We start from the raw sequence: 25,665 nt of genomic DNA, 5'->3' as shown, positions 1-25,665 counted from the left end.
ACCCCTTCCTTATAACACCGATCAGCCGCGATTCATGCGGTTCTCGATAAGGTCGTCGACCACGGTGGGATCGGCCAGGGTCGAGGTGTCGCCCAGGCTGCTGTACTCGTTCTCGGCGATCTTGCGCAGGATGCGGCGCATGATCTTGCCCGAGCGGGTCTTGGGCAGGCCCGGCGACCACTGGATCAGGTCGGGGCTGGCGATCGGGCCGATCTCCTTCCTGACCCAGGCCACCAGTTCCTTGCGCAGGTCCTCGCTCGGCTCCTCGCCCTGGATCAGGGTGACATAGGCATAGATGCCCTGGCCCTTGATCTCGTGCGGATAGCCGACCACCGCGGCCTCGGCCACCTTGGGATGGGCGACCAGGGCCGATTCGACCTCGGCGGTGCCCATGCGGTGGCCCGAGACGTTGATGACGTCGTCGACGCGGCCGGTGATCCAGTAATAGCCGTCGGCGTCGCGCCGCGCCCCGTCACCGGTGAAGTAATAACCCTTGTAGGTCGAGAAATAGGTCTGACCGAAGCGCTCGTGGTCGCCGAAGATGGTGCGCATCTGGCCCGGCCAGCCCGGCTCGGCCAGGCACAGATTGCCCTCGACGGCGCCGTCCAGGACCTTGCCCTCGGCATCGACCATCACCGGCTTGACGCCGAAGAACGGACGGGTGGCCGAACCCGGCTTCAGCGCCGTGGCGCCCGCCAGCGGGGTGATCAGGATGCCGCCGGTCTCGGTCTGCCACCAGGTATCGACGATGGGGCAGCGGCTGTCGCCGACGACGCGGTGGTACCACAGCCACGCCTCGGGGTTGATCGGCTCGCCCACCGAACCGAGCAGGCGCAAGGACGCGCGGCTGGTCTTCTTGACCAGCTCCTCGCCCTCGCGCATCAGCGAGCGGATGGCGGTCGGGGCGGTGTAGAAGATGTTGACCTTGTGCTTGTCCACCACCTGCCAGAAGCGCGAGGCGTCGGGATAGGTCGGGATGCCCTCGAACATCAGGCTGATGGCGCCGTTGGCCAGCGGGCCGTAGACGATGTAGGAATGCCCGGTCACCCAGCCGACGTCGGCGGTGCACCAGTAGACGTCGCCGTCATGGTAGTCGAACACGTACTGGTGGGTCATGGAGGCATAGACCAGATAGCCGCCGGTGGTGTGCAGCACACCCTTCGGCTTGCCGGTCGAGCCCGAGGTGTAGAGGATGAACAGCGGGTCCTCGGCGTTCATCTCCACCGCATTGTGGGTCGCCGGGGCGGCATCCACCAGCTCGTGGTACCACTTGTCGCGCCCGGCGACCATGTGGATGGTGCCGCCGGTGCGCTTGACCACCAGCACGTTCTTGACCGACCAGCAGGTCTCCAGCGCCTTGTCGACATTGGCCTTCAGCGGCACCTTGCGGCCGCCGCGCAGGCCCTCGTCGGCGGTGATCACCAGCGAGGAATCGCAGTCCTGGATGCGGCCGGCCAGGGCGTCGGGCGAGAAGCCGCCGAACACGATGGAGTGGATGGCGCCGACGCGGGCGCAGGCCAGCATGGCCACCGCCGCCTCGACGATCATCGGCAGGTAGATGGTGACGCGGTCACCCTTCTTGACGCCCAGATCGTTCAGCACGTTGGCCAGGCGGCACACCTGCTCGTGCAGCTCGCGGTAGGTGACGTGCTTGGATTCGTTCGGGTCGTCGCCCTCCCAGATGATGGCGGTCTGGTCGCCGCGCGTGGCCAGGTGGCGGTCCAGGCAGTTGGCGGCGACGTTCAGGGTGCCGTCCTCGAACCACTTGATGTGCACGTCGCCGGTATAGGAGACGTCCTTGACCTTGGTGAAGGGCTTGATCCAGTCCAGCCGCTTGCCGTGCTCACCCCAGAAGCCGTCGGGGTCGTTGACCGAGCGCTCGTACCATTCCTTGTAGGTCTTCTCGTCGATGAGGGCCGACTTGGCAAAGTCGGCGGGAACCGGAAAGAGGTCGGTCATATCGGTTGTCTCCAACTCGTTGGTTGACGCGCGCCGTACCCGGCTGCGCGCTTTTTCCCCGCTTAGCCGGCGAATTATGGTCGGATTCCAAAACCGACTCAACCCCCGGCGCGCACGAATTGATCCGTTCGGGCCGGTGGTCGCGCAATGTTACGAAAGTCGCATATTGCCCGGGGCCTACACCGCCGCGACGATGCTGCCATCCACCACCCGGATGGGATATGGGGTCAGCCTTCCGTTCCGGCACGGCCCCCAAAGGCAAGCCCCCGTTTCGGGATGGAACCGCGCCCCATGCACCGCGCAGATGATCTCGCCGCCGGTGAGGTCGAGGAAGCGGTCCTCCTCCATTTCCAGCGGCGCCCCCAGATGCGGGCAGGAATCGATCCAGGCGGTCAGGATGTCGCCGACGCGGACCACGAACACCGCCTTGGCCTCGCCGTCGATGGTGACGCGGATGGGACCCTTGGCGCCGGGATCGGGCAGGTCGGCGAGGGCGCAGAGGACCCGGCTCACGGCGTCACCCCGGCCATACGGCACAAGGTTGACCAGCTGAACGGGTCGATGGGCATCACCGACAGGCGCGACTGCTTCAGCAGCGGCAGTTCGGCCAGGCGCGGCTCGGCCTTGATGTCGGCCAGGGTCACCGGGCGGGCCACCGGCATCACCGCCTTGAGGTCGACGCAGACCCAGCGCGGGTCCTCGGCGGTGGGGTCGGGATAGGCCTCGCGCGCCACCTCGACCACGCCAACGATGCGCTTCTCCTCCACCGAGTGATAGAAGAAGACAGTGTCGCCCAGGCGCATGGCCTTCAGATAGTTGGCGGCCTGGTGGTTGCGCACGCCGGTCCAGGCGGTGGTTCCGTCGCGCACCTGGTCGCTCCACGACCACGAGGCCGGCTCGGATTTGACCAGCCAGTGGTTCACGGCAGCACCTTCTTGTAGGGCAGCACGGTGACCGACTGGAACAGCCCGGCGCGGGCATAGGGGTCGACGGCCAGGAAGGAATCGAGCCCGGCGCGGTCGGGGAAGTCCAGCACCAGCACGCTGCCGAGCATGCCCGAGCGGTCCTCGGTCTGCACCGGCCCGGCCATCACCACATGGGCGATGTTGGCCTGCAGGTATTCCAGATGGGCGGCGCGGTTGTCGAGCCGCAGCTGCAGCGCATCGGGCTTGTCCTGGCAATGGACCACGTACATGGCTGTCCCTTTCCCGCTGTGGGCGTTCGGAGACATGGTTTACACGGAAGGGCTACCGTTTCGCCACGATGAACAGGCGGTGGAAGGGGAACAGGGTGCGGCCGTCGGCCCGCGGCGGATAGGCCTCGGCGATGCGGCGGGTGTATTCGGCCAGGAATTCGCCCCGCAGCGGCTCCTCCAGCGCGTCGAGCAGGGGCTTGAGCGCCGTGCCCATGGTCCACTTGACCACCGGGTCCTCGCCCTCCAGCACGTGCAGGTACTCGCTTTCCCAGATGTCGAGGCTGCGGGCGTGGGGGGAAAGGATGTCGTAGTAGATCTCCGGATCGGCCACCGGGAAGCGGCGGCTCAGGGGGCGCAGGGTCGAGGCCCACGGCCCCGCCTCGACGGTCTCGCCCATGGCCTTGTGTGAGGCGGCGTAGTGGTTGTGCGGCATCTGCACCGCCAGCACGCCGTGGGGTGCCAGCAGCCCCATCAGGCGCGGGAACAGGGTCTCGTGGTGGTCGAGCCAGTGCAGCGCGGCGTTGGAAAACAGCACGTCCAGCGGCGCCTCGGGCGTCCATGTCCCGGCATCGCCGGCGACCCAGCGGATGGCGGACGGGGTGCCGGCCGCCGCCGCCCGCAGCATCTCGGGCGAGGAATCGACGCCGACCACAACGGCGTTGGGCCAGCGCAGGGCCAGCAGGCGGGTGGCGGCACCGGTGCCGCAGCCGAGATCGGCGATCCGGGCCGGGCCTTCGGCATCGACACGGGCCAGCAGATCGGCCGCCGGGCGCAGCCGCGGCGCCGCGAAGGCGGTATAGAGCTTGGGGTCCCAGGGCATTCCCTCTCTCCTTTCGTCCGGTTATCTTAACGAAACTTGGTCCGAAGGAAACCCTGGGGGCTTTCCCAGGACCCCTCGGAAATAGGGCGATTGACTCCGGGGCGGGGACGCCCTATAAGCGCTGCTTCCTTTTTCGAGATCGGTTCGGACCGGAGTATTCGTCGTGAAGCGCACCTATCAGCCCAGCAAGCTCGTCCGCGCCCGCCGCCATGGCTTCCGCGCGCGCATGGCCACCGTCGGCGGCCGCAAGGTCATCGCCACCCGCCGCTCCAAGGGCCGCAAGCGGCTGTCGGCCTAGTCCCATTGGCGCTGGCGCGGCTGCAGAAGCGGGCGGATTTCCTCCGCGTCGCCGGCCAAAGGCGCAAATGGGCCACCCCCGGCCTGGTCCTGCAGGTGGCGCCCGTGCCGCCGGACACGAATACCGAAGCCGACGCCGTCCGCGTCGGCTTCACTTGTTCCAAAAAGGTGGGAAACGCGGTCGCCCGCAATCGTGCCCGCCGCCGCCTCAAGGCCGCGGTGGACGAGGTTTTCCCTTCCGCCGCCCGGTCCGGGACCGACTATGTGGTGATCGGCCGCGCCGAGACCGTGACGCGGCCTTATTCTCTTCTCTTGCAGGATTTGCGAACCGCGCTTAAACGTGTCGGCGCGCTGCGTTGCGGGGACGAGTCCGCCGACGCGGCGGCGGTGTCGCCATGAGCCCGCTGGCGTGGCTGCTGCGGGGGCTGGTGCGGGCCTATCAGCTGCTGGTGTCGCCGATCCTGCCGCCCAGCTGCCGCTTCACGCCGAGCTGTTCCTCCTTTGCCATGGAGGCGCTGGCCCGGCACGGGGCGGTGAAGGGCACGTGGCTGGCCATATGCCGGGTGGCACGGTGCCATCCTTGGAACGACGGGGGCTACGACCCGGTCCCCGAACCGAAGTCAAAGGGCCGTGCCGGCACCCCGCCGGCCGCGCCACCGGATAGGACGTCATGAACGATCAGCGCAACCTGTTCCTCGCCATCGCCCTCTCGGTCGCGATCCTGTTCGGGTTCCAGTGGCTTTTCCCCGCGCCCCAGGCGCCGGCGCCCGCCACCCAGCCGGAGGCCGCCCAGTCCGGCAGCACGCCGCCGGTCCCGGTTCCGTCCGCCACCGACGCGGCGCCGGCCGCTCCCGCCGCCGCCCAGCGCAGCCCGGCCGAGACCCGCGAGGCGGCCCTGGCCCAGAGCCGGCGCATTCCCATCCGCTCCGCCCGCCTGCATGGCTCGGTGGCGCTGAAGGGCGGTCGCCTCGACGACCTCACCCTGATCGACTACCGCGAGACCCCCGACCCGGCCAGCCCCGAGATCGTGCTGCTGTCGCCCAACGGCGCGCCGCATCCCTATTACGCCGAGTTCGGCTGGGTCCCCGCCGATCCGGCGGTCAAGACCCCCGGCCCCGAAGCGGTGTGGACCGCCGCCGCCTCCGAATTGAAGGCCGGCGGCACCGTGGTGCTGACCTGGGACAACGGCGAGGGGCTGCGCTTCGTGCGCACCTTCGGCCTCGATGAGAACTACATGTTCAGCGTCGCCCAGCGGGTCGAGAACTATGGCGACAAGCCGGCCACCCTGCATCCCTATGCGCTGGTGTCGCGCACCGGCACGCCCAAGACCGAGGGCATGTACATCCTGCACGAGGGACCCATCGGCGTGCTCGAAGGCAGCCTGAAGGAGATCTCCTACGACGACCTCAAGACCGACGCCACCGTCAAGGCCAAGACCACCGGCGGCTGGATCGGCATCACCGACAAGTACTGGCTGACCGCCCTGATTCCCGACCAGAAGGCCGAGGTGACCGGGCGCTTCGTGCATCAGCGCGGCGACACCGCAGACCGCTACCAGGTGGATTTCACCGCCGGTCCGCGGGTGGTGGCGCCGGGCGCGGCCGAGGAAGCCGGCTTCCACCTGTTCGCCGGCGCCAAGCTGGTCAACCTGCTGGACGGCTACGGCGAGGCGCTGGGCATCGACCGCTTCGACCTGGCCATCGATTTCGGCTGGTTCTACTTCCTGACCAAGCCGTTCTTCTATCTGCTGCGCATGTTCCACGACGCCCTGGGCAACATGGGTCTGGCGATCATGGCGCTGACCGTGCTGATCAAGGCGGCCATGTTCCCGCTGGCCAACAAGTCCTACGTCTCCATGTCCAAGATGAAGCTGCTGCAGCCCGAGGTGCAGAAGCTGCAGCAGCGCTTCTCCGAGGACAAGGTGCGGATGCAGCAGGAGATGATGGCGCTGTACAAGCGCGAGAAGGTCAACCCGGTCTCGGGCTGTCTGCCCATCCTGGTCCAGATCCCCATCTTCTTCGCCCTCTACAAGGTGCTGTTCGTCACCATCGAGATGCGCCACGCGCCGTTCTACGGCTGGGTGCACGACCTGTCGGCGCCCGATCCCACCACCGTGTGGAACCTGTTCGGTCTGATCCCGTGGAACCCCGACCTCTATCTGCCCAGTTTCATGCATATCGGCGTATGGCCGCTGATCATGGGCATCACCATGTGGCTGCAGCAGAAGCTGAACCCGCAGCCGGCCGATCCGGTGCAGGCCAAGATGTTCATGTTCCTGCCGATCCTGTTCACCTTCATGCTCGGGCAGTTCGCCGCCGGCCTGGTGATCTACTGGGCGTGGTCCAACTCGCTGTCGATCCTGCAGCAATGGGTGATCATGCGCAAAGCCGGGGTGAAGCCCTGAACGGGGCGTCCGAGGCCGACGAAGCGGCCGGCCTCATGGAGGCCGGCCGGCTGCTGTTCGCCCGCGAGGTGACCTTCCTGCGGGGCGTCGCCGCGCTGGACCAGCTGCCCGCCTTCGGCCTGCCCGAGGTAGCCTTCGCCGGCCGCTCCAACGTCGGCAAGAGTTCGCTGATCAACGCCCTGTGCGGGCGCTCGACGGTGGCGCGCACCTCCAACACCCCGGGCCGCACCCAGGAGCTGAACTTCTTCGATATCTCGGGGCGGATGATCCTGGTGGACATGCCGGGCTACGGCTTCGCCAGCGCGCCCAAGGACAAGGTGGACGCCTGGACCCGGCTGGTGCGGGGCTACCTCAAGGGCCGCCCGACCCTGAAGCGCTGCATGCTGCTGGTGGATTCCCGCCACGGCCTGAAGGACAGCGACCGCGAGATGATGACCCTGCTGGATCAGGCGGCGGTGGTCTACCAGGTGGTGCTGACCAAGGCGGACAAGCCCAAATCGGCCGAGGTGGAGGCGGTGGCGGAGCGCACCCGCGTCGAGATCGCCCGCCACGTCGCCGCCCATCCCGTCCTGATCCCGACCTCGGCCGAGAAGGCGACCGGCATCGCCGAGCTGCGCGCCGAACTATTGCAACTGGCCCAACCGGAGCGAACCCCATGAGCGACGAGACGCCCGACATCCTGCACGACCGCAAGGCCTGGCTCGAGCGCGCCAAGACCCTGAGCGAATCGCTGCCCTTCATGCGCCAGTACTCGGACGAGAGCATCGTCGTGAAGTTCGGCGGCCACGCCATGGAATCCGATGACCTCGCCCGCCTGTTCGCCCGCGACATCGTGTTGCTGAAGCAGGTCGGCGTGCACCCGGTGGTGGTCCACGGCGGCGGCCCGCAGATCGACCAGATGCTCAAGCGCCTGGACATCCAGACCCCGCGGGTGGACGGCCTCAGGTTCACCGACCAGGAGACGGTCGAGGTGGTCGAGATGGTGCTGTCGGGCAAGATCAACAAGCAGATCGTCTCGGCCATCAACGAGGCCGGCGGCTTCGCGGTCGGCCTGTCGGGCAAGGACGGCCACCTGATCCGGGCGCGCAAGCTGCGCCGGACCAAGCGCGATCCCGAAAGCAACGTCGAGAAGATCATCGACCTCGGCTTCGTCGGCGAACCGGCCGAGATCACCCCGCACATCCTGGATTTCTTCCGCGAATCGGACATCATCCCGGTCATCGCCCCGGTCGGCATGGGCGGCTCGGGCGAGACCTACAACATCAACGCCGACACCGCCGCCGGCGCCATCGCCGCCGCCACCGGCTCACGCCGCCTGCTGATGCTGACCGACGTCGCCGGGGTGCTGGACAAGGCCGGCAACCTGATCCCCGAAATGACCGCCAGCCAGGTCAAGGAGTACATCGCCGACGGCACCATCTCGGGCGGCATGATCCCCAAGGTGGAAACCTGCCTGGATGCGGTCGAGCAGGGGGTGGACGCCGCCGTCATCCTGGACGGACGGGTGGCGCACGCGGTGCTGCTGGAGCTGTTCACTCCGCACGGCGTCGGCACCCTGATCAAGGGGGACTGATGGTGCTTTTTTCCCTCCCCATGGACGGGGAGGGGAGATCACCGGCTCACCGGATCGGCAGCAGGGCGTCCAGCTTGAGCCGCAGCGTCCCCTCGGGGTGCAGCTTGCCGCCCTCGCGCACGATCAGCAGCGCGTGGCGCGGGTCGTCCAGCGGGGTGGCGCGGTCGCGGGCGGCGACATCCTCGCCGGGCTGCTTGTCGGCGCGGGCCTTGGGCGAGATCACCACGTCGGCGGTGCGGTCGGCGCCGAGGGCGGTGCCGCCCACCTGCTGCAGCTCGCCGCCGACATCGAGCACCAGCGGGCGGCCGGTGCCGGAGAAGCGGTCGCGCAGGGTGTCGTGGACGTTGGTCAGCGCCACCCGTTCCACCTCGACCTTGGTCACTTCGCCCTTCTGCACGGTGATGTGCAGGTTCTCGACGTAGAGCGCGGCGGCGCCGCCGCCCTGCTCGGCACGCAACACCACCTCGTGCACCGGCGGGCGGGTTCCGACGCCGGCGGCCGCGGCCTTGCGGGAGATGGCCTCGGCGATGGGGCCGCCATCCACCTTCTTGGCGCCCAAGGCATCGAACAGCCAGGCGATATCCGACATCACGGTGTCGAAGCTCTGTTTCAGCGCCTTCTGCTGGCGCTTCTCCTCGTCCTTGGCGGCGGGGTCGAGCAGCCGGTCCTGGTTGTCGCTCTTGCTGGGATCGGTGATTTCGGCGGGCGCCGTCTTCTGCTGCAGCCACGCTTCGGCCACGGTCTGGCTGCCCTGCAATTCCTGGACGAGGCTGCGCGCCCGGGTCGACAGATCGACCGGGTCGTTGGCGGACTTCGCGGTTTCGGAAACGGGGGCCACACCGGTCACGGCCGGGGCCACCTGCACCACCATCGCCGCCTGCACGCGGACGGCATTCTCGATATCATCGACCATGGCCTTGACCCTTCTCGTCAGCCTGCGGGTGACCGCTCGCACAATTCTGTGCGGTGGCTCATTGTGAGGAATCGGGGCAAAAAATGCAAGCGCCTCTGTGTGCGTTGCGGTTGGAAGGAGGGGGCTCGCGCCGGTACTTGAGCGAATGCTGATGCGGATGTTGCGTCGGGGCCGGCGCTTCCGCTAACGTCGCGGCCAAACAGGTCATAACGGGCCAAGGCCCGGGAAAGGGAGGGACGAATCATGGTGTCTCAACACAAGGGCGGCTGGTCGCGCCGCCGGGTCCTGGCGGCCACCGGAGCGGGCGCCGCGGCGGCGGCGATGCCGCGGCTGGCGGCGGCGACGCCGCAGGAGGCCGACGACATGGTCAAGAAGCTGCTGGGCGGCGCCGCGGCCAAGGAGGGCAAGGTCCAGCTGCGGCTGAAGGACATCGCCGAGAGCGGCGCGGCCGAACCGGTCAGCGTCGCCGTGGACAGCCCGATGACCGCCGCCGACCACGTCAAGGCCATCCACGTGGTGGCCGAGGGCAACCCCGCCCCCGGCGTGTCGTCGTGGTTCTTCACCCCGCGTTCGGGCAAGGCCGAAATCGCCTTCCGCATGCGCCTGGGCAAGACCCAGACGGTGCGCGCCTATGCCGTCATGTCCGACGGCTCGGTGTGGATGGCGAAGCAGGAAATCAAGGTCACCATCGGCGGCTGCTAGAGCGGCGCGCCTGCGCCGCTCCTGCGCCCGTTGAGGGCGCGGCCAAGGGCGCGGAAGCGCCCGCCCGGCGAGGGCGAAGCGACAAGACAAAAGGGAGTTACCATCATGGCTGCACCCGCCATCAAGGCGCGCATCCCCGCCCAGGCGAAGAAGGGCGAGGTCATCGAGATCAAGGCCCAGATCACCCACGACATGGAATCGGGCCAGCGCAAGCACCCCGACGGCACGCCGATCCCGCGCCGGATCATCAACAAGTTCGTCTGCACCTGGAACAAGGACGTGGTGGTCAGCTCGGACTGGCATACCGCCATGTCGGCCAACCCCTTCGTCACCATCTACGCGCTGGCGACGGAATCGGGGAAGATCACCCTGACCTACCACGACGACAACGGCGAGAAGTACGAGCACTCGGCGGATATCGTCGTTTCGTAAGGTCGACCAAGCCCGTCTCCGTCGTTTGCGGGCCTGATCCACAGGGTATCCGTAGCCTCATCCTTCGAGACGCCGCCTTACGGCGGCTCCTCAGGATGAGGCCCGAATGCTACCGGCCCAATGCTACCGGCCGAAGGCTCGGCCATGGCGAACCTGCCAAGAGGGCCCGCTACCGCGCCGCCGCCACGTAGTGGCGCAGGTTGTCGACCTCCATGTCGGCCTCGTCCAGGCGGCTCTTCACCACGTCGCCGATGGTGACGATGCCGACCAGCTGGCCGCCGGAATCCAGCACCGGCAGGTGGCGGACCCGCCGCGCGGTCATGGTCTTCATCAACTCCTCGACGGTATCGTCCTCGCGGCAGGTCAGCACCGCCGCGGTCATCAGCTCGCCCACCAGGGTGCGGCGGCAGGCATCCCCCTGCTCGGCCAGACCGCGCACGATGTCGCGTTCCGACAGGATGCCGGCGATGCCGCCATCGGCCTGGGTGGCGATCAGCGCGCCGATGCGGTGGCGGGCCAGCAGCGCCGCCGCCTCGCCGATGGAGGCCTGGGGCGAGACGGTGACCACCCCCGCTCCCCGCGCCTTCGACTTCAAGATGGATTTGACCAGCATGGCATCCTCCCCGTTCTTCCGCATGGGCCCCATTCTTCGCGTGGGTACGCACAAGGCACCTAGGACATAAGGGGTGGCTGCGCCACTGCTTCAATCCTGACCGAATGGGTGGGGTGGTCAATACAAACGGCGGAGAAGCGGCTGCAGCGCCGCCGGGTCCAGGCGTTTGGCGGGGGGCTGCGAGCCGTACCCCAACAGGTAGTCGATGGCCCGCCGGCCCTTGGAATCGGCCTGGAACGGGTCGGCGCGGGCGGCCAGCAGGGCCTGCAGCGCCGCCGCCGAGCCCGAGGCGGCGGCGAACATCAGGGCGCTGCGGCCATCGGCCTCCAGGTCGGGTGTCGCGGCCTCGTCCCAGGACTGGGCGTTGACCTCGGCGCCCTCGGCCAGCAGGCGCTCGATGGCGGCGGCATCGCCGGCGCGGGCGGCCTTCATCAGCGGCGTCAGGGCGGCGTCGGGATCGACGGCGACCGGTTCGGGGGCCGGCTCGGCCTCGGCGTCGGCATTCCCGTCCCCCTCCATCTCCTCTGGCGGCGCCGGCGGCGGTTCGGCGGCCCGCACCGGTGGCGGCGGCACCTCGCGGGCGGTCAGCAGGCGGGCGGGGGCGGCGGCGAGGGCGGCCAGGCGGGTGACGTCGCGCTCGTCGGACGGGCAGTTGAGCAGCGGCCCGGCCAGCGGGCCGAAGGCCTTGGCCAGGCGGGCCAGCTCGTCCGCCCGGCCCAGGGCGGTACGGCACGGCAGGCGCAGCCACAGGCCCGAGGCGGCGGCCGAGCCCTCGGCGCGGCGGGTGTCGATGGCGGCGGGGCGGCCGCCGGCGATTTCCGCGAACAGCACCGCGTCGGCCTTGCGCATGGCGCGGATGAAGCGGGCCAGCGGCGGCGCATGGGCCGATCCCTGGGCGTCGAGGCCGGCGAAATAGGCGGTCATCGCCTGGTGGCGGGCGACCAGCTGCTCCCGCTCGGCATCGTCGGCGGCCAGTTCGGGCCGCGGCAGGCGCGCCTCGACGGCGGCCTCGACCTTGGCCAGGGCGGCATCGAAGCGGCGCTCGCGGCCTTTCAGCAAGGCGGCGTAGGCATCGACCAGCGCCTCCAGCGGGTCGGCCTTGGCGCCCTTGGCCAGCGGCCAGGGCCGGGTCCGCGCCGCCACCCGCTCCAGGTTGGACTGGATGCGGGCCATGGTCAGGCGGGGATCGGCCAGGGCGCCGGCGCGGGTCTCGACCGCCACCGCCACCTTGGGCGGCGGCTTGTCGATCAGCATCAGCCAGGCCAGCAGGCCGATGGTGGCCAGCGCCAGCAGCACCACCAGTCCGGGATGCGCCTGGCCCTCGGGCTCGACGTCGTCGTCGGAGAACGGGGCGAAGGCGATGGCCAAGGCGGGGTTACCTCACCAGCGGCTTGTACTTGAGCCGGTGCGGCTGGTCGGCGTCCGAGCCCAGGCGGCGGTGGCGGTCGGCCTCGTAATCCTGGTAGTTGCCCTCGAACCACACCACCTGCGAATCGCCCTCGAAGGCGAGGATGTGGGTGGCGATGCGATCGAGGAAGAAGCGATCGTGGCTGATCACCACGGCGCAGCCGGGGAATTCCGCCAGGGCATCCTCCAGCGCCGACAGGGTCTCCACGTCCAGATCGTTGGTCGGCTCGTCCAGCAGGATGACGTTGGCCGGGCGCGACAGCATCTTGGCCAGGTGGACGCGGTTCCTTTCGCCGCCCGACAGCACGCCGACCTTCTTCTGCTGGTCGGCGCCCTTGAAGTTGAACAGGCCGGCATAGGCGCGGGAATTGATCTTGCGCCGCCCCAGGTCGATCTCCTCCTGGCCGTCGCTGATCTCCTGGAACACCGTCTTGTCGGCGTCCAGCGAATCGCGGCTCTGATCGACATAGCCCAGCACCACCGTCTCGCCGACGGTGAAGGTGCCGCTGGTGGGCTGCTCGGCGCCGGTGATCATGCGGAACAGGGTGGTCTTGCCGGCGCCGTTGGGGCCGATGATGCCGACGATGCCGCCGGGGGGAAGACGGAAGTTCAGGTTCTCGTACAGCAGGTTGTCGCCGAAGGCCTTGGACACGTTGACCGCCTCGATCACCTTGCCGCCCAGGCGCGGCCCCGGCGGGATGGAGATGACGGCGGGGCCGGTGGCCTTCTCCTGGGACTTGGCGACCAGGTCCTCGAAGGCGGAAATACGGGCCTTGCTCTTGGTCTGGCGCGCCTTGGGGCTGGACCGCACCCATTCCAGCTCGTCGCGGATGGCGCGCTGGCGGGCGGTCTCTTCGCGCTCCTCCTGTTCCAGGCGCTTGCCCTTCTGCTCCAGCCAGCTGGTGTAGTTGCCCTCGTAGGGGATGCCGTGGCCGCGCTCCAGTTCCAGGATCCAGCCGGTGACGTTGTCCAGGAAATAGCGGTCGTGGGTGACCATCACCACGGTGCCGGCGTAGTTTTCCAGGTAGCGCTCCAGCCAGGCCACCGATTCGGCGTCCAGGTGGTTGGTGGGCTCGTCCAGCAGCAGCATGTCGGGGTGCGACAGCAACAGGCGGCACAGGGCGACGCGGCGACGCTCGCCGCCCGACAGGGTGGCGACGCCGATATCGCCGGGCGGGCAGCGCAGCGCGTCCATGGCGATCTCGATCTTGCGCTGCAGGTCCCAGGCGTCCAGGTGGTCGATCTTCTCCTGCAGCTCGGCCTGCTCGGCGATCAGGTCGTTCATCTCGTCGTCGGTCATCTCCTCGCCGAACTTGGCCGAGACCTCGTCGAAGCGGTCGAGCAGAGCCTTGGTCTCGGCCACCGCCTCCATGACATTGCCCATGACGTCCTTGGCCGGGTCGAGGTGGGGCTCCTGCGGCAGGTAGCCGACCTTGACGCCCTCGGCGGCCCAGGCCTCGCCGCCATATTCCTTGTCGATGCCGGCCATGATCTTCAGCAGGGTCGATTTGCCGGCGCCGTTGACGCCGAGCACGCCGATCTTGGCCCCGGGCAGGAACGACAGGGTCAGGCCCTTCATGATCTCCTTGCCGCCGGGATAGGCCTTGGTCAGGCCCTTCATCACGTAGATGTATTGATACGAGGCCATGAATCCTCCGACGGGCGGAACAGGGTGGGATGGGGAACGTCAGCCGGGTTTAGACGCGGCAAGGCCCTCCGTCAAGCGCACGGGCGAGGCCGGACCGTTACAGCGACCCCAGCGCGTCGTCCAGGCGGGCGGAGTCGATTTCCATCAGCGCCGGGCCGTCGGTCCACACCAGGGCGCAGCGCACCCGGTGGCGCGGATAGATGCAGGCCAAAGCGAGGCGGTAGGCGGCCATCTGGCGGACGTACAGTTCGGGGATGTCGGCCGGCCCCGGGGGCGGGCGGCGGTTGGTCTTGTAATCGGCCACCAGCACCTCGGTCCCGGTGACCACCAGCCGGTCGACCTGGCCCGAGACGGCGCGGCTGTCGCCGATCAGGCCGATGATCGGCACCTCGGCGCGGCTGCCGGGGCCGAACAGCGGCGCGAAGGCGGGGGCGAGCAGCACGTCGGCGACCTCGCCCGCGATGGCCAGGCACTCGGCCGCATCATCGATGCCGGCGCGGCGCAGGAAGGCGATGGCGGCGGCCGAGCGCCTGTCCGCCGGCAGCTCGGGCAGGATCTGCAGCAGCCGGTGGATCAGCTTGCCGCGGCGGAAGCGCCGTGTCCGGTCGGGTCCCAGCGGCGAGCGCACCGGCGGCTCCTCGCCATCGGGGCGGGACGGCGCCAGCGGCTTGGGCGGCGCCGGTTCCGGCGGCGGCGCCCGGCGGGTCCAGTCGGGCAGCGGCAGCGCGCCGGGGGCGGCGAGGGCGTCGGGGGCGTCGCCGCGCCGGTCCGGCTCGGCCTGTTGCCGGCAGGCCAGCCGCAGCACGGTGGCGCCCCGGGTCTCGCCGGCTTCCGCCAGGAACGGGTCCTCGGCCTCGGCGGCGAAGCCCGAAAGCGCGTCGCGCACCAGATTGTACCAGCACCCCGCCGGGGCCGCCTTGCGGGTCTCCCAGCCGCACACGATCAGGCGGTCCTCGGCCCGGGTCAGGGCGACGTAGAGCAGGCGGCGGTATTCCCGCTCGCGCGCCGTCCGATGGGCCTGGCGGGCGGCGGCGCAAACCTCGTCGTCATGGTCGGCCGAGGGCGGCCACAGCGGCAGTTCGGCCTCGGCCTCGCCGCTCCACAGCAGCTTCGGCCCCCTGGTCGGCGCCTGCAGGGTGTCGGGCAGGATGACGATGGGGGCCTGCAGCCCCTTCGACCCGTGCACGGTCATGATCCGCACCGCGTCCTGGCCGCCCTGTTCCAGGTCGCGCTTGATCTCCACCGCGCCGGTCTCGAGCCAGCGCAGGAAGCCCTGCAGCGACGGCGCGTGGGCGCGCTCATAGGCCAGGGTCAGGGCCATGAACTCGTCCAGCGGGTCCTCGGCGTCGATGCCCAGCCGGGCCAGCAAAGCGCGGCGCCCGCCCAGGGGGCCGAGCACGTGGGCGAACAGATCGTGCGGGGTCAGCCGGTCGGCCAGGGCGGCCAGGCCCGACAGGGTCTCCCAGGCGCGGTTGAAGGCGGGCTCCTCGCCGACGCGGCGGCGCAGGGTCTCCCACAGCCCGGCCTCGCCCCGGTTCCACGCCAGGCGGAACAGCTCGTCCTCGGACAGGCCGACCAGCGGCCCCTTCAGCACGGCGGCCAGGGTGAGGTCGTCCTCGGGCAGCAGCAGGGCGTTGCCCAGCGCCATCAGGTCCATCACCGCCATCTGCTCGGTCAGCACCATGCGGTCGGCCCCGGCCACCGCCACCCCCTCGGCCTTCAACGCCCGCACCAGGTCCTCGACGAAGGGACCGCGGCGGCGCACCAGCACCATCACGTCGCCGGCCCGCACCGGACGGTCCTGCGAGTCCAGCCGTTCGGTGGCGATCATGGCGCCGATGCGGCGGGCCAGCAGGCCGGCCAGCCGGGCCTGCGGCGAATCGCCGCGGATGCGCTCCACCGGCGGCTTCCACGGTGCCGGGGCGTCCAGCGGCCGGGGCTCCACCGGCGGCCACACCTCGACCAGCCCGGCCTGCCCCAGGCGCCGCGCCAGATGGGTGATGTCCTCGTCCCCCGCCACGCCGTCGCGGGCCGGGCTGCCGGGGGCGAACACCCGGTTGACCGCGTCGATCACCGCCTGCCCCGAGCGGAACGACAGGTTCAGAGGGATCTCGCGCCAGTCGCGCTCGGCCTCGGGGACGCGGCGGGCGAAGCCGGCCCGCATCGCCTCGAACGCCCGCGGGTCGGCGCGCTGGAAGGAATAGATGGACTGCTTGACGTCGCCCACCGCGAACACCGTGCGCACCCGGTCGCGGGCGCCGGCCCCGGCGAAGAATTCCTCGGCCAGGGCGGCCACCACCGCCCACTGGTCGGGATTGGTGTCCTGGGCCTCGTCGATGAGCAGGTGGTCGATGCCGCCGTCCAGCTTGAACAGCACCCACGGCGCCACCCCCGGCCGCGCCAGCAGGTCGCGGGCGGCGAGGATGAGGTCGTCGTAATCCATCAGCGCCGCCGCCTGCTTGCGGCGCTCATAGGCCCCCAGCAGCGCCCCGCCCAGGGTCAGCAGCGCCAGGGTGGCATGCAGCACCCGCGCCGATTTCAGCCGCGCCGTCACCCGCAGCAGGCGCTCGGCCTCGGTCTCCAGCGCCGCCAGCACGCCGGGGATGGCGGCCACCTTCTTGGTCGCCAGGGTCTTGAGGATGGTCCCCTTCTGGGCCAGGTAGGCGCCGGCATAGGCCGCGAAGCCTGCGGTGCGGCCGGTGGGGTCGGCCAGCCAGGCGGCGATGGTGCGGCCACGGCGGGCATCGGTGTCGCTGCCGGCCATCAGCGCCTCGGCGGCGGCGCGCAACGCGGGGCCGGCGAAGGCGGTCTCGGCGCAGGCGGCGGCCAGGATGGTGTCGGGCGTGGCGCCGGGCTCCAGCCCCATGCGGTCGCGCAAGGCCGACGCCACCCCCTCGATGCCGCCGGTGCGGTCGAACAGGCGCTTCAGGCGGCCGCGATCGGCGGCCAGCTCGGCCATCACCTCGGGGAACATGGTCTCGTGCACCCGCCCGGTGACCTCGGCCAAGGCGGCGGCCACCGCCGTGTCGGCGCCGTCCCGGGCCAGGCCCAGCACCTCCTCCTTGGCCGCTTCCAGCATCTCGCCGGCATCGCGGTCGTCCATCACCTGGAAGTGGGGGGCCAGCCCGGCCTCCAGCGGGAAGCGGCGCAGCAGCGACTGGCAGAAGGCGTGGATGGTCTCGATGTGCATGCCGCCGGGCACGTCGAGGACGCGGGCGAACAGGCGGCGCGCGGTGGTCAGGGTGGCGGCGTCGGGCTCGCCCTCCACCAGTTCGGCCAAAAGCCCGGCCAGCCGGGAATCGCCGGCGGTGGCCCACTCCGCCAGCCGGGTGGCGATGCGGGTGCTCATCTCGGCGGCGGCGGCCTTGGTGAAGGTCAGGCACAGGATGCGGTGCGGCGCCACCCCGGCCAGCAGCAGGGCCAGCACCCGGTCGGTCAGCACCTTGGTCTTGCCGGTCCCGGCCGAGGCCGCCACCCACACCGAAGCCCCCGGATCGGCCGCCCGCCGCTGCCGCCTGGTGGCGTCGTCGAGAAGGGCGGCGACGTCAGTCATCGAACCGTCGTTCCCGCGCAGGCGGGAACCCAGGGGGTGCACATCCACCGCGTCCGCGACTCCTGGGTCCCCGCCTGCGCGGGGACGACGGGTGAGAAAGACGGCCTCACACCGCCCCCCGGAACATGCCCATCAGCAGGGCGTCGAGGGGGAAGATCAGCTGTTCGGTCATCTCCTGCTGGAACTCGTCCAGGTTGGTGGCCCGGGCGTGGCTGAAGCGGTACTGGGCGCCCATTTCCTCGATGACGTAGTCGCGCAGGGCCTGGCGCATGATTTCCTGGCCCTGCTCGCGGGTGACGCCCAGGTTGCGGGCATGCCAGGCGATGCGTTCGTCGATGTTCTCGGTGGCGAAGTGCCAGAACTTGATGTCGCCGAACAGCTCGCGGAAATCCTCGGAGGACAGCACCTCGATGGCCTCCAGGATGGTGACGCGCAGCAGGTAGACGCCCTCGTGCCCTTCCAGGTCCGAGGCCAGCACGCCGTTGCGGGGCTCGCCCTCGGGGTTGCCCAGCTCCTTGCGGAAGGATTCGCGGAAGGCCAGGCGCTGCATCTCGGCGCGGTCGACCAGGGCATAGCCGGCATGGCCGCGCGCCGCCGGGTTGGTGGTGACGCGCGGCACGATGCGGATCAGCGGGGCGCGGCCGTAGGCGCCGGTGCGGCACATCTCGGCCAGGCGCTCGATGGCCGCCGCCGCGCCCGAGACGTGGGGCTGGGCGGGGTCGGTGGGATCGCCGCCGGTCAGCAGCACCAGCACCTTCCGGGCCGGGCCGCGGCAGATCATGTCGGCCGGGCGGATCTGGCAGCGGGTGCGGTCGAAGGCCTCGTGGTGGCCGACCAGGGCGCCGCAGGCCCGCGCCCGGGCATGGGCCTCGGCGATGAAGGGGACGTCCTCGCGGGTCAGCTTGGGGCGGCGGCGCTGATAGACGATGCCGGCGACGTAATGGGCGAAGTTGGCCGCCTCGTTCAGCTTGAAGCGGGCCGGCGAGGCCAGGAAATAGGTGGCCACGGCGGCGGCGAAGGAATCGCCGCAGCCGGTATCCTCGCGCACCGTCGGATCGACGGCGACGGTGTTCTCGTGGATCAGCGGCGAATAGACGAACTCCACATGGCCGCCGCGGGCCTTGCGGGCCAGGCTGGCGCCCTTGGCGCCGTCGGTGATGACCACGTGGTTGGCCCCCAGCTCGAGGGCGCGGCGCGCGATCTCCTTGGCGTACATCTTGCGCAGCTCGTTGGAATCGCGGTGGCGCTTGCGCAGGGGCTCGAAGCCGAAGAAGCCGGCGGCCTCGGCCAGGTTGAGGCTGACCACATCGACCACCGACAGGAAGTCGCGGTATTCGGTGAACAGCCGCTTCAGCTGGTTGCCGCCGACCAGCCAGTACACCCTGAGCGCCGGGTCTGCCAGCTTGCGCCGGCGGATTTCCTCGAACTTCTTGCTGTCCACCGGCTCCTGGCCGACGAACAGCACGGCATCGCCGGAATCGTAGAAGGCGCGCTCGATGGCCAGCGGGTCGATGGCGGCGCGGTCCCAGCTGGGGCCGCGCTCGGTCAGGATCAGCTTGTCGAAGCCGTCATCCTTCAGCACCAGCGAGGTGCGCGAGCGGCCCGGCACCGCCTCGGCGCCGAACTGCTCGGCCGAATCGGCCCAGGACAGGTGGCGGACCGGCGGCAGGTGGCGGAACTCGCCCACCGACTGGCGGATCACCTCGACGTCCTGGGCCAGGTTGCACAGCCCGCCGCCGGGGGTGGCGAGGGTATCGCCGATGGCCTCGTCGGGGATCATCATCTCGTCGCCGGTGCCGCCGTCGATGAGCACCCGCCAGCCGTCCATCTCGCGCTCGATGGACTCCACCGCCACCTTGACCCCGTCGGGAGCCAGCCGGCGCAGCCCGTTCAGCGCCGGCCGCAGCGCCTCGTCCACCCGCGCCGCGAACAGGTCCACCGTCTGCGACCACAGCAGCGAAATGGCCACCGCCTTGGGCTGGCGGTTCAGCGCGGCGATGGCGTCGGCGCGCGACGTGATCTCACAGGTCTGTACCGACATGACACTCCCCCAAGTGTGGTTTGGTCCAATTTAGCGCATCAAGTAAAGATACAAGCAACACGGATGGACTCGGATAGGCGCGGATGAACGCGGATATTCAAAGGACGACTCGTTTGACCTCGATGTGCGGCGTGCCGAAATTCAACAGGAGACCGACCGGCAGGCCGCTGGCCTTGAGATAGTTCAGGAGCTGGGCGCGATTGGACTGCGTCAGTTTCTCTATTGCCTTCAGTTCCACGATCACCGTGCCTTCGACGACGACATCGGCAACGTAGAGCCCGACCTGCGTACCACGATAAAGCACAGGAAAGGGGACTTCCTTCCTGGCCTCCAGACCTGAGGCCGACAACTCCTCGATCAGCGCGTGCTTGTAAACGACCTCAAGGAAGCCGTGCCCGAGTGTGTTCGCTACGGCGAATGCCGATCCGATGATCTTCTCGGTCAGCCTGTCGAGGCTCGCATCGAGGTCAATCTTCATCCCGTCCATCCGTGCCCATTCGCGTCCATCCGTGTTGCCCAAGTGTTTTTTTTCTCCTCACTCCTCCCCCTCCTCGCCGCTGGCCCATTCGCGCACGCGGGCGAGGTGGAGGTAGTCGCTGTAGCGGGGCGCCATGCCGGGGTTGGGGCGGGCCTCGTAGGGGGTGGCGGGGTCGTCGAAGACCGCCACCAGGGCGGCGACGCCGGCCAGCGCCTCGGCCGCCAGGGCGGCGGGGTCGTCTCCGGCCGGCTTGTCCTCGCCGCCGTCCGGGCCGCCTTTCAGGCGCCAGAACGACAGGCCCGACACCGGCGCCGGGTCCAATCCCCCGAAGCCGCCGGCGGCGGCGATGGCGGCCTCCAGCGGCAGCTGCGGCGAGAAGCCGGCGGCCACCTCGGCCGGGCCGGGGACCTTGCCGGTCTTGTAGTCGATGATCTCCAGGGTGCCGTCGGCCAGGGCATCGATGCGGTCGGCGCGGGCGTGCAGCAGGAACGGCCCGGCCGGCCCGGCGATCTCCAGCCCGCCCTTGACCTCGCAGAAGCTGCGCCGCACCCGGGAACGGCGGCCGCGTTCGTGCTCCACCAGCCAGCGCGCCACCGAGCGGAAGCGCGGCCACCAGAAGGCCCAGAGTCCGGGGCGGGCCAGGGCCTCGGCGAACACCTCCTCGCCGATGGCGAGCAATTGGTCCTCGGCATCGGCGGGCAGCGCGCCCGGCACCTCCATCAGGAAGCGTTCGATGGCGCGGTGGACCAGGGTGCCGTATTCGGCGGCGCCGGGATCGGCGTCCAGCGGGTCGAGCGCCCTGAGGCCCAGCACGTGCTTGGCATAGACCCCATAGGGGTCGCGCATCCAGGTCTCGATCTCGGTCACCGACAGCCGCCGGGGCCGGGCCGCCACCGGCGGGCGCGGGGCGGGGCGGCGGATCTCGGGCCTGGACTCGGCGCGGTCGAGGCGGCGCTGCCAGTCCAGCCACTGGCCGCCGTCCTCGCCCCAGTCCAGCCCGGCCGCCTTCATCACCGCCTCCAGGCGCAGCAGCCAGCGCGACGGCACCGTCGGCGTGCCCTCGACCCGGGTCGAGCGGGTCAGCACCACCCGGGGGGCGGCGAACCCTTGCGCGAAATCGTGGGCCGACTGGCCGATGCGGCGTTCCGGTGCCGGCAGGCCGAAGGCGGCGCGCATGGGCCGGCTCATCCACGGATCGGGCGGCGGCTCGCCCGGCCAGGTGCCCTCGTTGAGGCCGGCCAGCACCATCAGGTCGGCGTGCTGCAGGCGGGCCTCCATGGGACCCCACAGGAACAGCCGGGGATGGCGCCCCCAGGCCGGGCGCGACACCTGTCCCGACAGCAGCTCGTCGAACAGGGCGGGATAGAAGCGCGGCGGCACGGCGGGGAACGAGGCCCCCAGGGTCGCCGCCGCCTCGCCCAGGCCGCCGGCGAACGCGGCCAGCGCCTCGCCGGCCTCGCCCCGCCACAGCCGCGCCGCGCCGGGCAAGGCGGCCTCGCCGGCCAGCGCCTCGGCGCAGTCCATGTGGGCGGCCACCAGCTCGGCCAGGGGCGCGCTGTCGCGGCCCATGACGGCGACGAAGGGGGCCAGCAGCGCCTCCAGCCCGTCGAGCCAGCGCCCCATGCCGTCCGCCAGTCCGGCGGCGGCGCGCAGCCCGGCCAGGCCGGGGGCCGGGCGGGGGCCGCGCAAGGCGAGGTCGAGGCGACGCACGCGGCGGCGGAAGCGGGCGGGATCGTCGCCGCCAGCGGCCAAGGGGTGCTTCAGGCAGGCCAGGGTGGCGTGGGGGGCGAAATCCTCGGCCACCATGCGGGCGAGCAGGCGCAGATAGGTGCCGGGCTCGGACAGCGCCAGCGGCCGGCCGCCGGAATCGTCGATGGCGATGTCCCAGCGCTGCAGCTCGGCCGCCACCCGGCGGGCGAGGTCGCGGTCGGGGGTGACCAGGGCGGCGGTGCGGCCCTCCTCCTCCAGCGCCTGGCGCAGCAGCAGGGCGATGGCGGCGGCCTCCTCGCGCGGGGTCGGGGCGTCCAGGCGGGCCACGCCGGCCAAGGCGGCGGCGGGGAATTCGGGCAGGCTGCGCCACGCCTCGCAGGCCTCGGCCGGGCGCAGGGCTTCCGCCAGCAGGGCCGAACGGGCGGCGCGCGGGTCGGGCTCGGGCACCAGCGGCCGCACCCGATGGCGCTCGACGCCCAAATGGTCGAGCAGGCGCTTGAGGCCGTATTGGGGATGGCCCTCGTCCAGGCAGGCCCAGGCCTGGTCGTCGAGATGGCGGTCGAGGCCGGGCAGCACCACCTTGCCGGCCGGCAGCTCCGCCACCACCGCCAGCAAGTCCGCGGTGGCCGGGCGCGAGCCGGTGGAGCCGGCGGCGATCACCGGACTCTCGGGGGGCTGGTCGCGCCACTGGGCGGCGCGGGCCGCCAGCACCCGGTTGACCCAGTCCTGGCGGTCCAGCCGCCCGCCCAGCAGCGCCGGCCAGTGCTCGGTGACGATCTTCAGGAAGTCCAGGGTGACCTGCCAGTGGGCGGCCAGATCCGCCGGCACCAGGGCGGCCAGGCGGTCGAAGGACAGCCGCTCGATGGCGGCGCCGTCCAGCAGCCGGGCCAGCTCGCCGGCCAGCCGCGCCGCCTGGTCGGGCGACGGCGCGCGGCCGCCGCGGCCGCCGCCCAGCCCCATCACCAGCCGGGTCAGCACCAGCCGGCGCTCCAGTTCGTCCACCGGGCGCGGGATGTCCAGCTCGCCGCCGGCCAGCAGCGACAATTCCTCGGCCTCGTCCTCGCCCGGCTCCATGGTGAGAAGGCGCGGCAGCAGCAGCGGCCGGCCGCCGGAATGGCGCAGGAAGGCGTCGCGGGCGGCGCGGCAGGCGCGGCGGTTGGGCAGCAGGATGGTGGTGTCCGCCAGCTTCAGCGGATCGCCGCCGGCCTCGGCCATGACGTGGCGGGCCAGGGTATCGACGAAGGGCAGGCCGGGCGGGATGTGAAAGACCTTGGCCATGCGCCCCTCCTTTCCCGTCGCCTCAGTCGAGCCTCATCCTTCGAGACGCCGCGTTGCGGCTCCTCAGGATGAGGCTACTCGAACCGGCGAGACTGGCCTAGCCGTCCACATCCCGCAGCGCCGCTTCGACCTCGGGCAGGGCGTCGGGGGTGCCGACGTGGAACCAGCGGCCCTCGTGGACGATGCCGAACAGCCGTCCCGCCTCCAGCGCCCGGTCGTAGAGCACGTTCAGGGAGAATTTGCCCGAAGGGGCGCCGTCGAACAAGCGCGGCGACAGGATCTGCACCCCGGCGAACAGCAGCGGCGCCACCTCGCGCGGCTTGCGCCGCCGCGGCACCCCGGCGGCATCGAGGAAGAAGTCGCCCTGGCCCTCGTAGCCCATGGCGGTGGCGGTGCGGGCCAGCAGCAGCAGGGCATCCATGCGCGATTCGTCCCAGGCCTCGGCCAGGCGGGCCAAGGCGGGGGTGGCGCCATCGGTCCAGATGATGTCGGAATTGACCACGTAGAACGGGTCGGAGCCCAGCAGCGGCAAGGCCTTGGCGACGCCGCCGCCGGTCTCCAGCAGCTCCTCCTCGTGGGAAAAGGTGATGTCGGCGCGGTCGGCATAGCGGCCGTGGATGCGCTCGGCCAGCCAGTGGGTGTTGATCACCAGCTTGCCCACCTCGGCCTTGGCCAGGTGGTCGAGGGCGCGGTCCAGCATGGTGCGGCCACCCACCGACACCAGTGGCTTGGGCGTGTACTCGGTGATCGGGCGCATGCGCAGGCCGAGGCCGGCGGCCAGGATCATGGCGTGGGTGGGGCGGGTGCTCATGGGGTGGGAACCGTTCTCGTCTCGGGCGGCAGGTGGCGGTCCAGCCAGGCGGCCAGGGGGGCCAAAGCGGGATGGGCCAGCGCCGCCTCCAGCAGGCGCCACACCCTGGGGATGTGGACCAGGTAGTTGGGCTTGCCGTCGCGGCGCGCCAGGCGGGTGAAGATGCCGATGACCTTGGCGTGGCGCTGCGCCGCCAGCACCGCCCACGACGCCTCGAAGGCCGGACGGTCGAGGCCCGGCAGCTGGGCCAGGAAGCGCTCGGTCATGCGGCCGGCCAAGGCCGGGTCGATGTCGCGGCGGGCGTCCTCCAGCAGGCTCATCAGGTCGTAGGTGAGCGGCCCCGCCACCGCGTCCTGGAAGTCCAGCAGGCCGCAGGCGGCCAGGCCGGGGCGGTCGAGGCGCATCAGGTTGTCGACGTGGAAGTCGCGCAGCACCAGGGTGTCGGGCACGGCGCGGGCGATGGGGAACAGACCGCGCCAGACGGCCTCGTACTCGGCCCGGGCCGCCGCCGCGATCTCCCGGCCCAGCACCGCCGGCATGTACCACTCGGTGAGCAGGCCGGCCTCGGACAGCAGGCGGATGTCGTCATAGGCCGGCAGGCCGAGCGGGATGGCCTGGGGGTCGGCGGCGATGCGGGCCAGAACATCGACCGCCAGGGCGTAAAGGGAATCCTCGTCGGCGCCGGCGGCGAGCAGGCGGGTATAGGTGTCGTCGCCCAGATCCTCCAGCAGCAGCAGGCCGTTCTCGATGTCCACCGCCAGCAGGCGGGGGGCGGACAGGTTCAGCCGCTCCAGGTGCATGGCGACGGCGATGAACGGCATCACCTTTTCCTTGGGCGGCGGCGCGTCCATCAGCACGGCGCGGCGCTCGCCCTCGGCCAGGCGGTCGTAATGGCGGAAGCTGGCGTCGCCGGCCAGGCGGCCGCGTCGGGCCTCGCCCCAGCCGGCACGGGCGAGGAACTGGCGGATCAGGGTTTCGCGATCGCTCAAACCGATATGTCTCCGATGCGGTCGTCCCACTGGCGGTGGGAGTCCAGGGTGGCGGTGCGGGCGGTCTCGGCCGCGCCCGGGGCCAGGGTCAGGTGCAGGCGGCGGGCCGGCAGCAGCGGCCCCAGCCGGTCCGGCCATTCGATCAGGCAGATGCCGTCGGCAAGCGCGTCCTCGATGTCCAGCTCGTAGGCGTCGTCGGGCCGCTCCAGGCGGTAGAGGTCGAAATGCCAGACCGCGCCCGATGCGGTCTCGTAGGTCTGGACCAGGGTGAAGGTGGGGCTGGGCACCTCCTCGTCGGCGGCGGTCAGGGCGCGGACGAAGGCCCGCGCCAGGGTGCTCTTGCCGCTGCCCAGCGGACCCTCCAGCGCGATCACGTCGCCCGGCCGCGCCCGCGCCGCCAGCGCCTCGCCCAGGCGGCCGGTGGCGGCCTCGTCGGCCAGGTCGAGCGCAATCGTCACGGTCATCCCGGTGTTCTAGCCCGCGCGGGGGGCGGACGCAAATGTCCGAATGGAGACGGTTGCCTTCTCGTCATGCGCGGGCTTGACCCGCGGCTGTCCGGTTTAATTTTCGGAACGCCTTTCGAAGCCCTTGGTGACGGCTGCGTCCAGGGTGACGCTGGCCGCAGTAGACATAATTTCCCTCGCCCGCCAGCGGGAGAGGGAGGGGCCCGTCGCGACAGCGACGGGAGGGAGAGGGCGCGCACCGCCAGGTGCGCTTCGCGACAGCGAAAGCGGCTGTCTCTCCAGGTCTTGGGCGCGTGGACACGCGCCGCCCTCACCCCGGCTCGCTGACGCTCGCCCCCTCTCCCGCAGGCGGGCGAGGGGGCCCTTAACAGCCGAAAA

At 70.6% G+C, this 25,665-nt stretch carries 24 protein-coding genes; 8 read left to right on the top strand and 16 right to left on the bottom strand.

Going from position 1 to position 25,665, the window contains the following annotated elements; translation table 11 throughout:
* Positions 1 to 21: 21 nt before the first annotated feature.
* The 5 genes from acs to MTBUT4_RS16430 form a co-directional block, all read right to left on the bottom strand.
* Positions 22 to 1,959 carry an acetate--CoA ligase gene (acs, locus tag MTBUT4_RS16450; RefSeq protein WP_173980789.1) on the bottom strand — a complete coding sequence of 646 codons (1,938 nt, stop codon included), beginning with the start codon at positions 1,957 to 1,959 and terminating at the stop codon, positions 22 to 24.
* Between the two features lie 177 nt (positions 1,960 to 2,136).
* A complete protein-coding gene (locus tag MTBUT4_RS16445; protein ID WP_173980788.1) occupies positions 2,137 to 2,472 on the bottom strand; it encodes a Rieske 2Fe-2S domain-containing protein in 336 nt (111 codons plus the stop codon).
* On the bottom strand, positions 2,469 to 2,882 hold the full coding sequence (locus MTBUT4_RS16440; protein ID WP_173980787.1) for an EVE domain-containing protein: 414 nt from the start codon (positions 2,880 to 2,882) through the stop codon (positions 2,469 to 2,471). The genes MTBUT4_RS16445 and MTBUT4_RS16440 overlap by 4 nt, the downstream gene beginning before the upstream one ends.
* Positions 2,879 to 3,154 carry a YciI family protein gene (locus tag MTBUT4_RS16435; protein WP_173980786.1) on the bottom strand — a complete coding sequence of 92 codons (276 nt, stop codon included), beginning with the start codon at positions 3,152 to 3,154 and terminating at the stop codon, positions 2,879 to 2,881. The genes MTBUT4_RS16440 and MTBUT4_RS16435 overlap by 4 nt, the downstream gene beginning before the upstream one ends.
* Positions 3,155 to 3,206: 52 nt before the next feature.
* Entirely contained in the window at positions 3,207 to 3,974 is a 768-nt protein-coding gene (locus MTBUT4_RS16430) for a methyltransferase domain-containing protein (protein ID WP_173980785.1), read from the bottom strand.
* A gap of 163 nt (positions 3,975 to 4,137) precedes the next feature.
* Between MTBUT4_RS16430 and rpmH the strand changes: the two genes are divergently transcribed.
* The 6 genes from rpmH to argB are packed head-to-tail and all read left to right on the top strand — an operon-like array spanning position 4,138 to position 8,248.
* Positions 4,138 to 4,272, top strand: a complete 135-nt coding sequence (gene rpmH, locus MTBUT4_RS16425) for a 50S ribosomal protein L34 (protein WP_163673800.1) — start codon at positions 4,138 to 4,140, stop codon at positions 4,270 to 4,272.
* A gap of 5 nt (positions 4,273 to 4,277) precedes the next feature.
* Positions 4,278 to 4,670, top strand: coding sequence for a ribonuclease P protein component (rnpA, locus tag MTBUT4_RS16420; protein WP_173980784.1), 393 nt, complete (start codon positions 4,278 to 4,280; stop codon positions 4,668 to 4,670).
* On the top strand, positions 4,667 to 4,945 hold the full coding sequence (gene yidD, locus MTBUT4_RS16415) for a membrane protein insertion efficiency factor YidD (protein WP_173980783.1): 279 nt from the start codon (positions 4,667 to 4,669) through the stop codon (positions 4,943 to 4,945). The genes rnpA and yidD overlap by 4 nt, the downstream gene beginning before the upstream one ends.
* A complete protein-coding gene (gene yidC / locus MTBUT4_RS16410; RefSeq protein WP_173980782.1) occupies positions 4,942 to 6,675 on the top strand; it encodes a membrane protein insertase YidC in 1,734 nt (577 codons plus the stop codon). The genes yidD and yidC overlap by 4 nt, the downstream gene beginning before the upstream one ends.
* Entirely contained in the window at positions 6,639 to 7,334 is a 696-nt protein-coding gene (gene yihA, locus MTBUT4_RS16405) for a ribosome biogenesis GTP-binding protein YihA/YsxC (protein ID WP_173980781.1), read from the top strand. The genes yidC and yihA overlap by 37 nt, the downstream gene beginning before the upstream one ends.
* Positions 7,331 to 8,248, top strand: a complete 918-nt coding sequence (argB, locus tag MTBUT4_RS16400) for an acetylglutamate kinase (protein WP_173980780.1) — start codon at positions 7,331 to 7,333, stop codon at positions 8,246 to 8,248. Before yihA ends, argB begins: the two co-directional genes overlap by 4 nt.
* Before the next feature lie 46 nt (positions 8,249 to 8,294).
* Here the strand turns inward: argB and MTBUT4_RS16395 are convergent, their stop codons facing one another.
* Positions 8,295 to 9,161 (bottom strand): hypothetical protein, encoded by an 867-nt coding sequence (locus tag MTBUT4_RS16395; RefSeq protein ID WP_173980779.1) that lies wholly within the window; start codon positions 9,159 to 9,161, stop codon positions 8,295 to 8,297.
* Between the two features lie 243 nt (positions 9,162 to 9,404).
* On the opposite strand from MTBUT4_RS16395, the gene soxY reads away from it, so the two are divergent.
* Together soxY and soxZ are read left to right on the top strand one after the other, a co-directional pair.
* Entirely contained in the window at positions 9,405 to 9,863 is a 459-nt protein-coding gene (gene soxY / locus MTBUT4_RS16390; protein ID WP_173980778.1) for a thiosulfate oxidation carrier protein SoxY, read from the top strand.
* 105 nt (positions 9,864 to 9,968) lie between these two features.
* Positions 9,969 to 10,295: a thiosulfate oxidation carrier complex protein SoxZ gene (soxZ, locus tag MTBUT4_RS16385; protein WP_173980777.1), complete on the top strand. Its 327-nt coding sequence runs from the start codon at positions 9,969 to 9,971 to the stop codon at positions 10,293 to 10,295.
* A 169-nt stretch (positions 10,296 to 10,464) separates the two neighbouring features.
* On the opposite strand, the gene MTBUT4_RS16380 is transcribed toward soxZ, so the two are convergent.
* From MTBUT4_RS16380 to tsaE, 10 genes are all read right to left on the bottom strand, one after another.
* On the bottom strand, positions 10,465 to 10,932 hold the full coding sequence (locus tag MTBUT4_RS16380) for a CBS domain-containing protein (RefSeq protein ID WP_371738043.1): 468 nt from the start codon (positions 10,930 to 10,932) through the stop codon (positions 10,465 to 10,467).
* A gap of 93 nt (positions 10,933 to 11,025) precedes the next feature.
* Positions 11,026 to 12,276 carry an ankyrin repeat domain-containing protein gene (locus MTBUT4_RS16375; RefSeq protein WP_173980776.1) on the bottom strand — a complete coding sequence of 417 codons (1,251 nt, stop codon included), beginning with the start codon at positions 12,274 to 12,276 and terminating at the stop codon, positions 11,026 to 11,028.
* A 7-nt stretch (positions 12,277 to 12,283) separates the two neighbouring features.
* Positions 12,284 to 13,963 (bottom strand): energy-dependent translational throttle protein EttA, encoded by a 1,680-nt coding sequence (gene ettA, locus MTBUT4_RS16370; RefSeq protein ID WP_173980775.1) that lies wholly within the window; start codon positions 13,961 to 13,963, stop codon positions 12,284 to 12,286.
* 97 nt (positions 13,964 to 14,060) lie between these two features.
* Positions 14,061 to 17,516, bottom strand: a complete 3,456-nt coding sequence (gene addA, locus MTBUT4_RS16365) for a double-strand break repair helicase AddA (RefSeq protein WP_173980774.1) — start codon at positions 17,514 to 17,516, stop codon at positions 14,061 to 14,063.
* A 106-nt stretch (positions 17,517 to 17,622) separates the two neighbouring features.
* A complete protein-coding gene (locus tag MTBUT4_RS16360) occupies positions 17,623 to 19,557 on the bottom strand; it encodes a carbohydrate kinase family protein (protein ID WP_173980773.1) in 1,935 nt (644 codons plus the stop codon).
* Between the two features lie 97 nt (positions 19,558 to 19,654).
* A complete protein-coding gene (locus tag MTBUT4_RS16355; RefSeq protein ID WP_173980772.1) occupies positions 19,655 to 20,035 on the bottom strand; it encodes a GxxExxY protein in 381 nt (126 codons plus the stop codon).
* Between the two features lie 57 nt (positions 20,036 to 20,092).
* The gene (gene addB / locus MTBUT4_RS16350; RefSeq protein WP_173980771.1) at positions 20,093 to 23,023 is read right to left on the bottom strand and encodes a double-strand break repair protein AddB; all 2,931 of its coding nucleotides are present in this window, start codon (positions 23,021 to 23,023) and stop codon (positions 20,093 to 20,095) included.
* Positions 23,024 to 23,120: 97 nt separating this feature from the next.
* Positions 23,121 to 23,834 (bottom strand): nucleotidyltransferase family protein, encoded by a 714-nt coding sequence (locus MTBUT4_RS16345; protein ID WP_173980770.1) that lies wholly within the window; start codon positions 23,832 to 23,834, stop codon positions 23,121 to 23,123.
* The gene (locus MTBUT4_RS16340) at positions 23,831 to 24,823 is read right to left on the bottom strand and encodes an aminoglycoside phosphotransferase family protein (RefSeq protein ID WP_173980769.1); all 993 of its coding nucleotides are present in this window, start codon (positions 24,821 to 24,823) and stop codon (positions 23,831 to 23,833) included. The genes MTBUT4_RS16345 and MTBUT4_RS16340 overlap by 4 nt, the downstream gene beginning before the upstream one ends.
* Positions 24,820 to 25,287, bottom strand: a complete 468-nt coding sequence (tsaE, locus tag MTBUT4_RS16335; protein WP_173980768.1) for a tRNA (adenosine(37)-N6)-threonylcarbamoyltransferase complex ATPase subunit type 1 TsaE — start codon at positions 25,285 to 25,287, stop codon at positions 24,820 to 24,822. The genes MTBUT4_RS16340 and tsaE overlap by 4 nt, the downstream gene beginning before the upstream one ends.
* Positions 25,288 to 25,665 lie beyond the last annotated feature (378 nt).

The sequence above is a fragment of the Magnetospirillum sp. UT-4 genome, assembly GCF_902729435.1.
Classification (GTDB): domain Bacteria; phylum Pseudomonadota; class Alphaproteobacteria; order Rhodospirillales; family Magnetospirillaceae; genus Magnetospirillum.
Note: the sequence above shows the minus strand (reverse complement) of the source record. Positions and strands in the feature narration are given on the sequence as shown.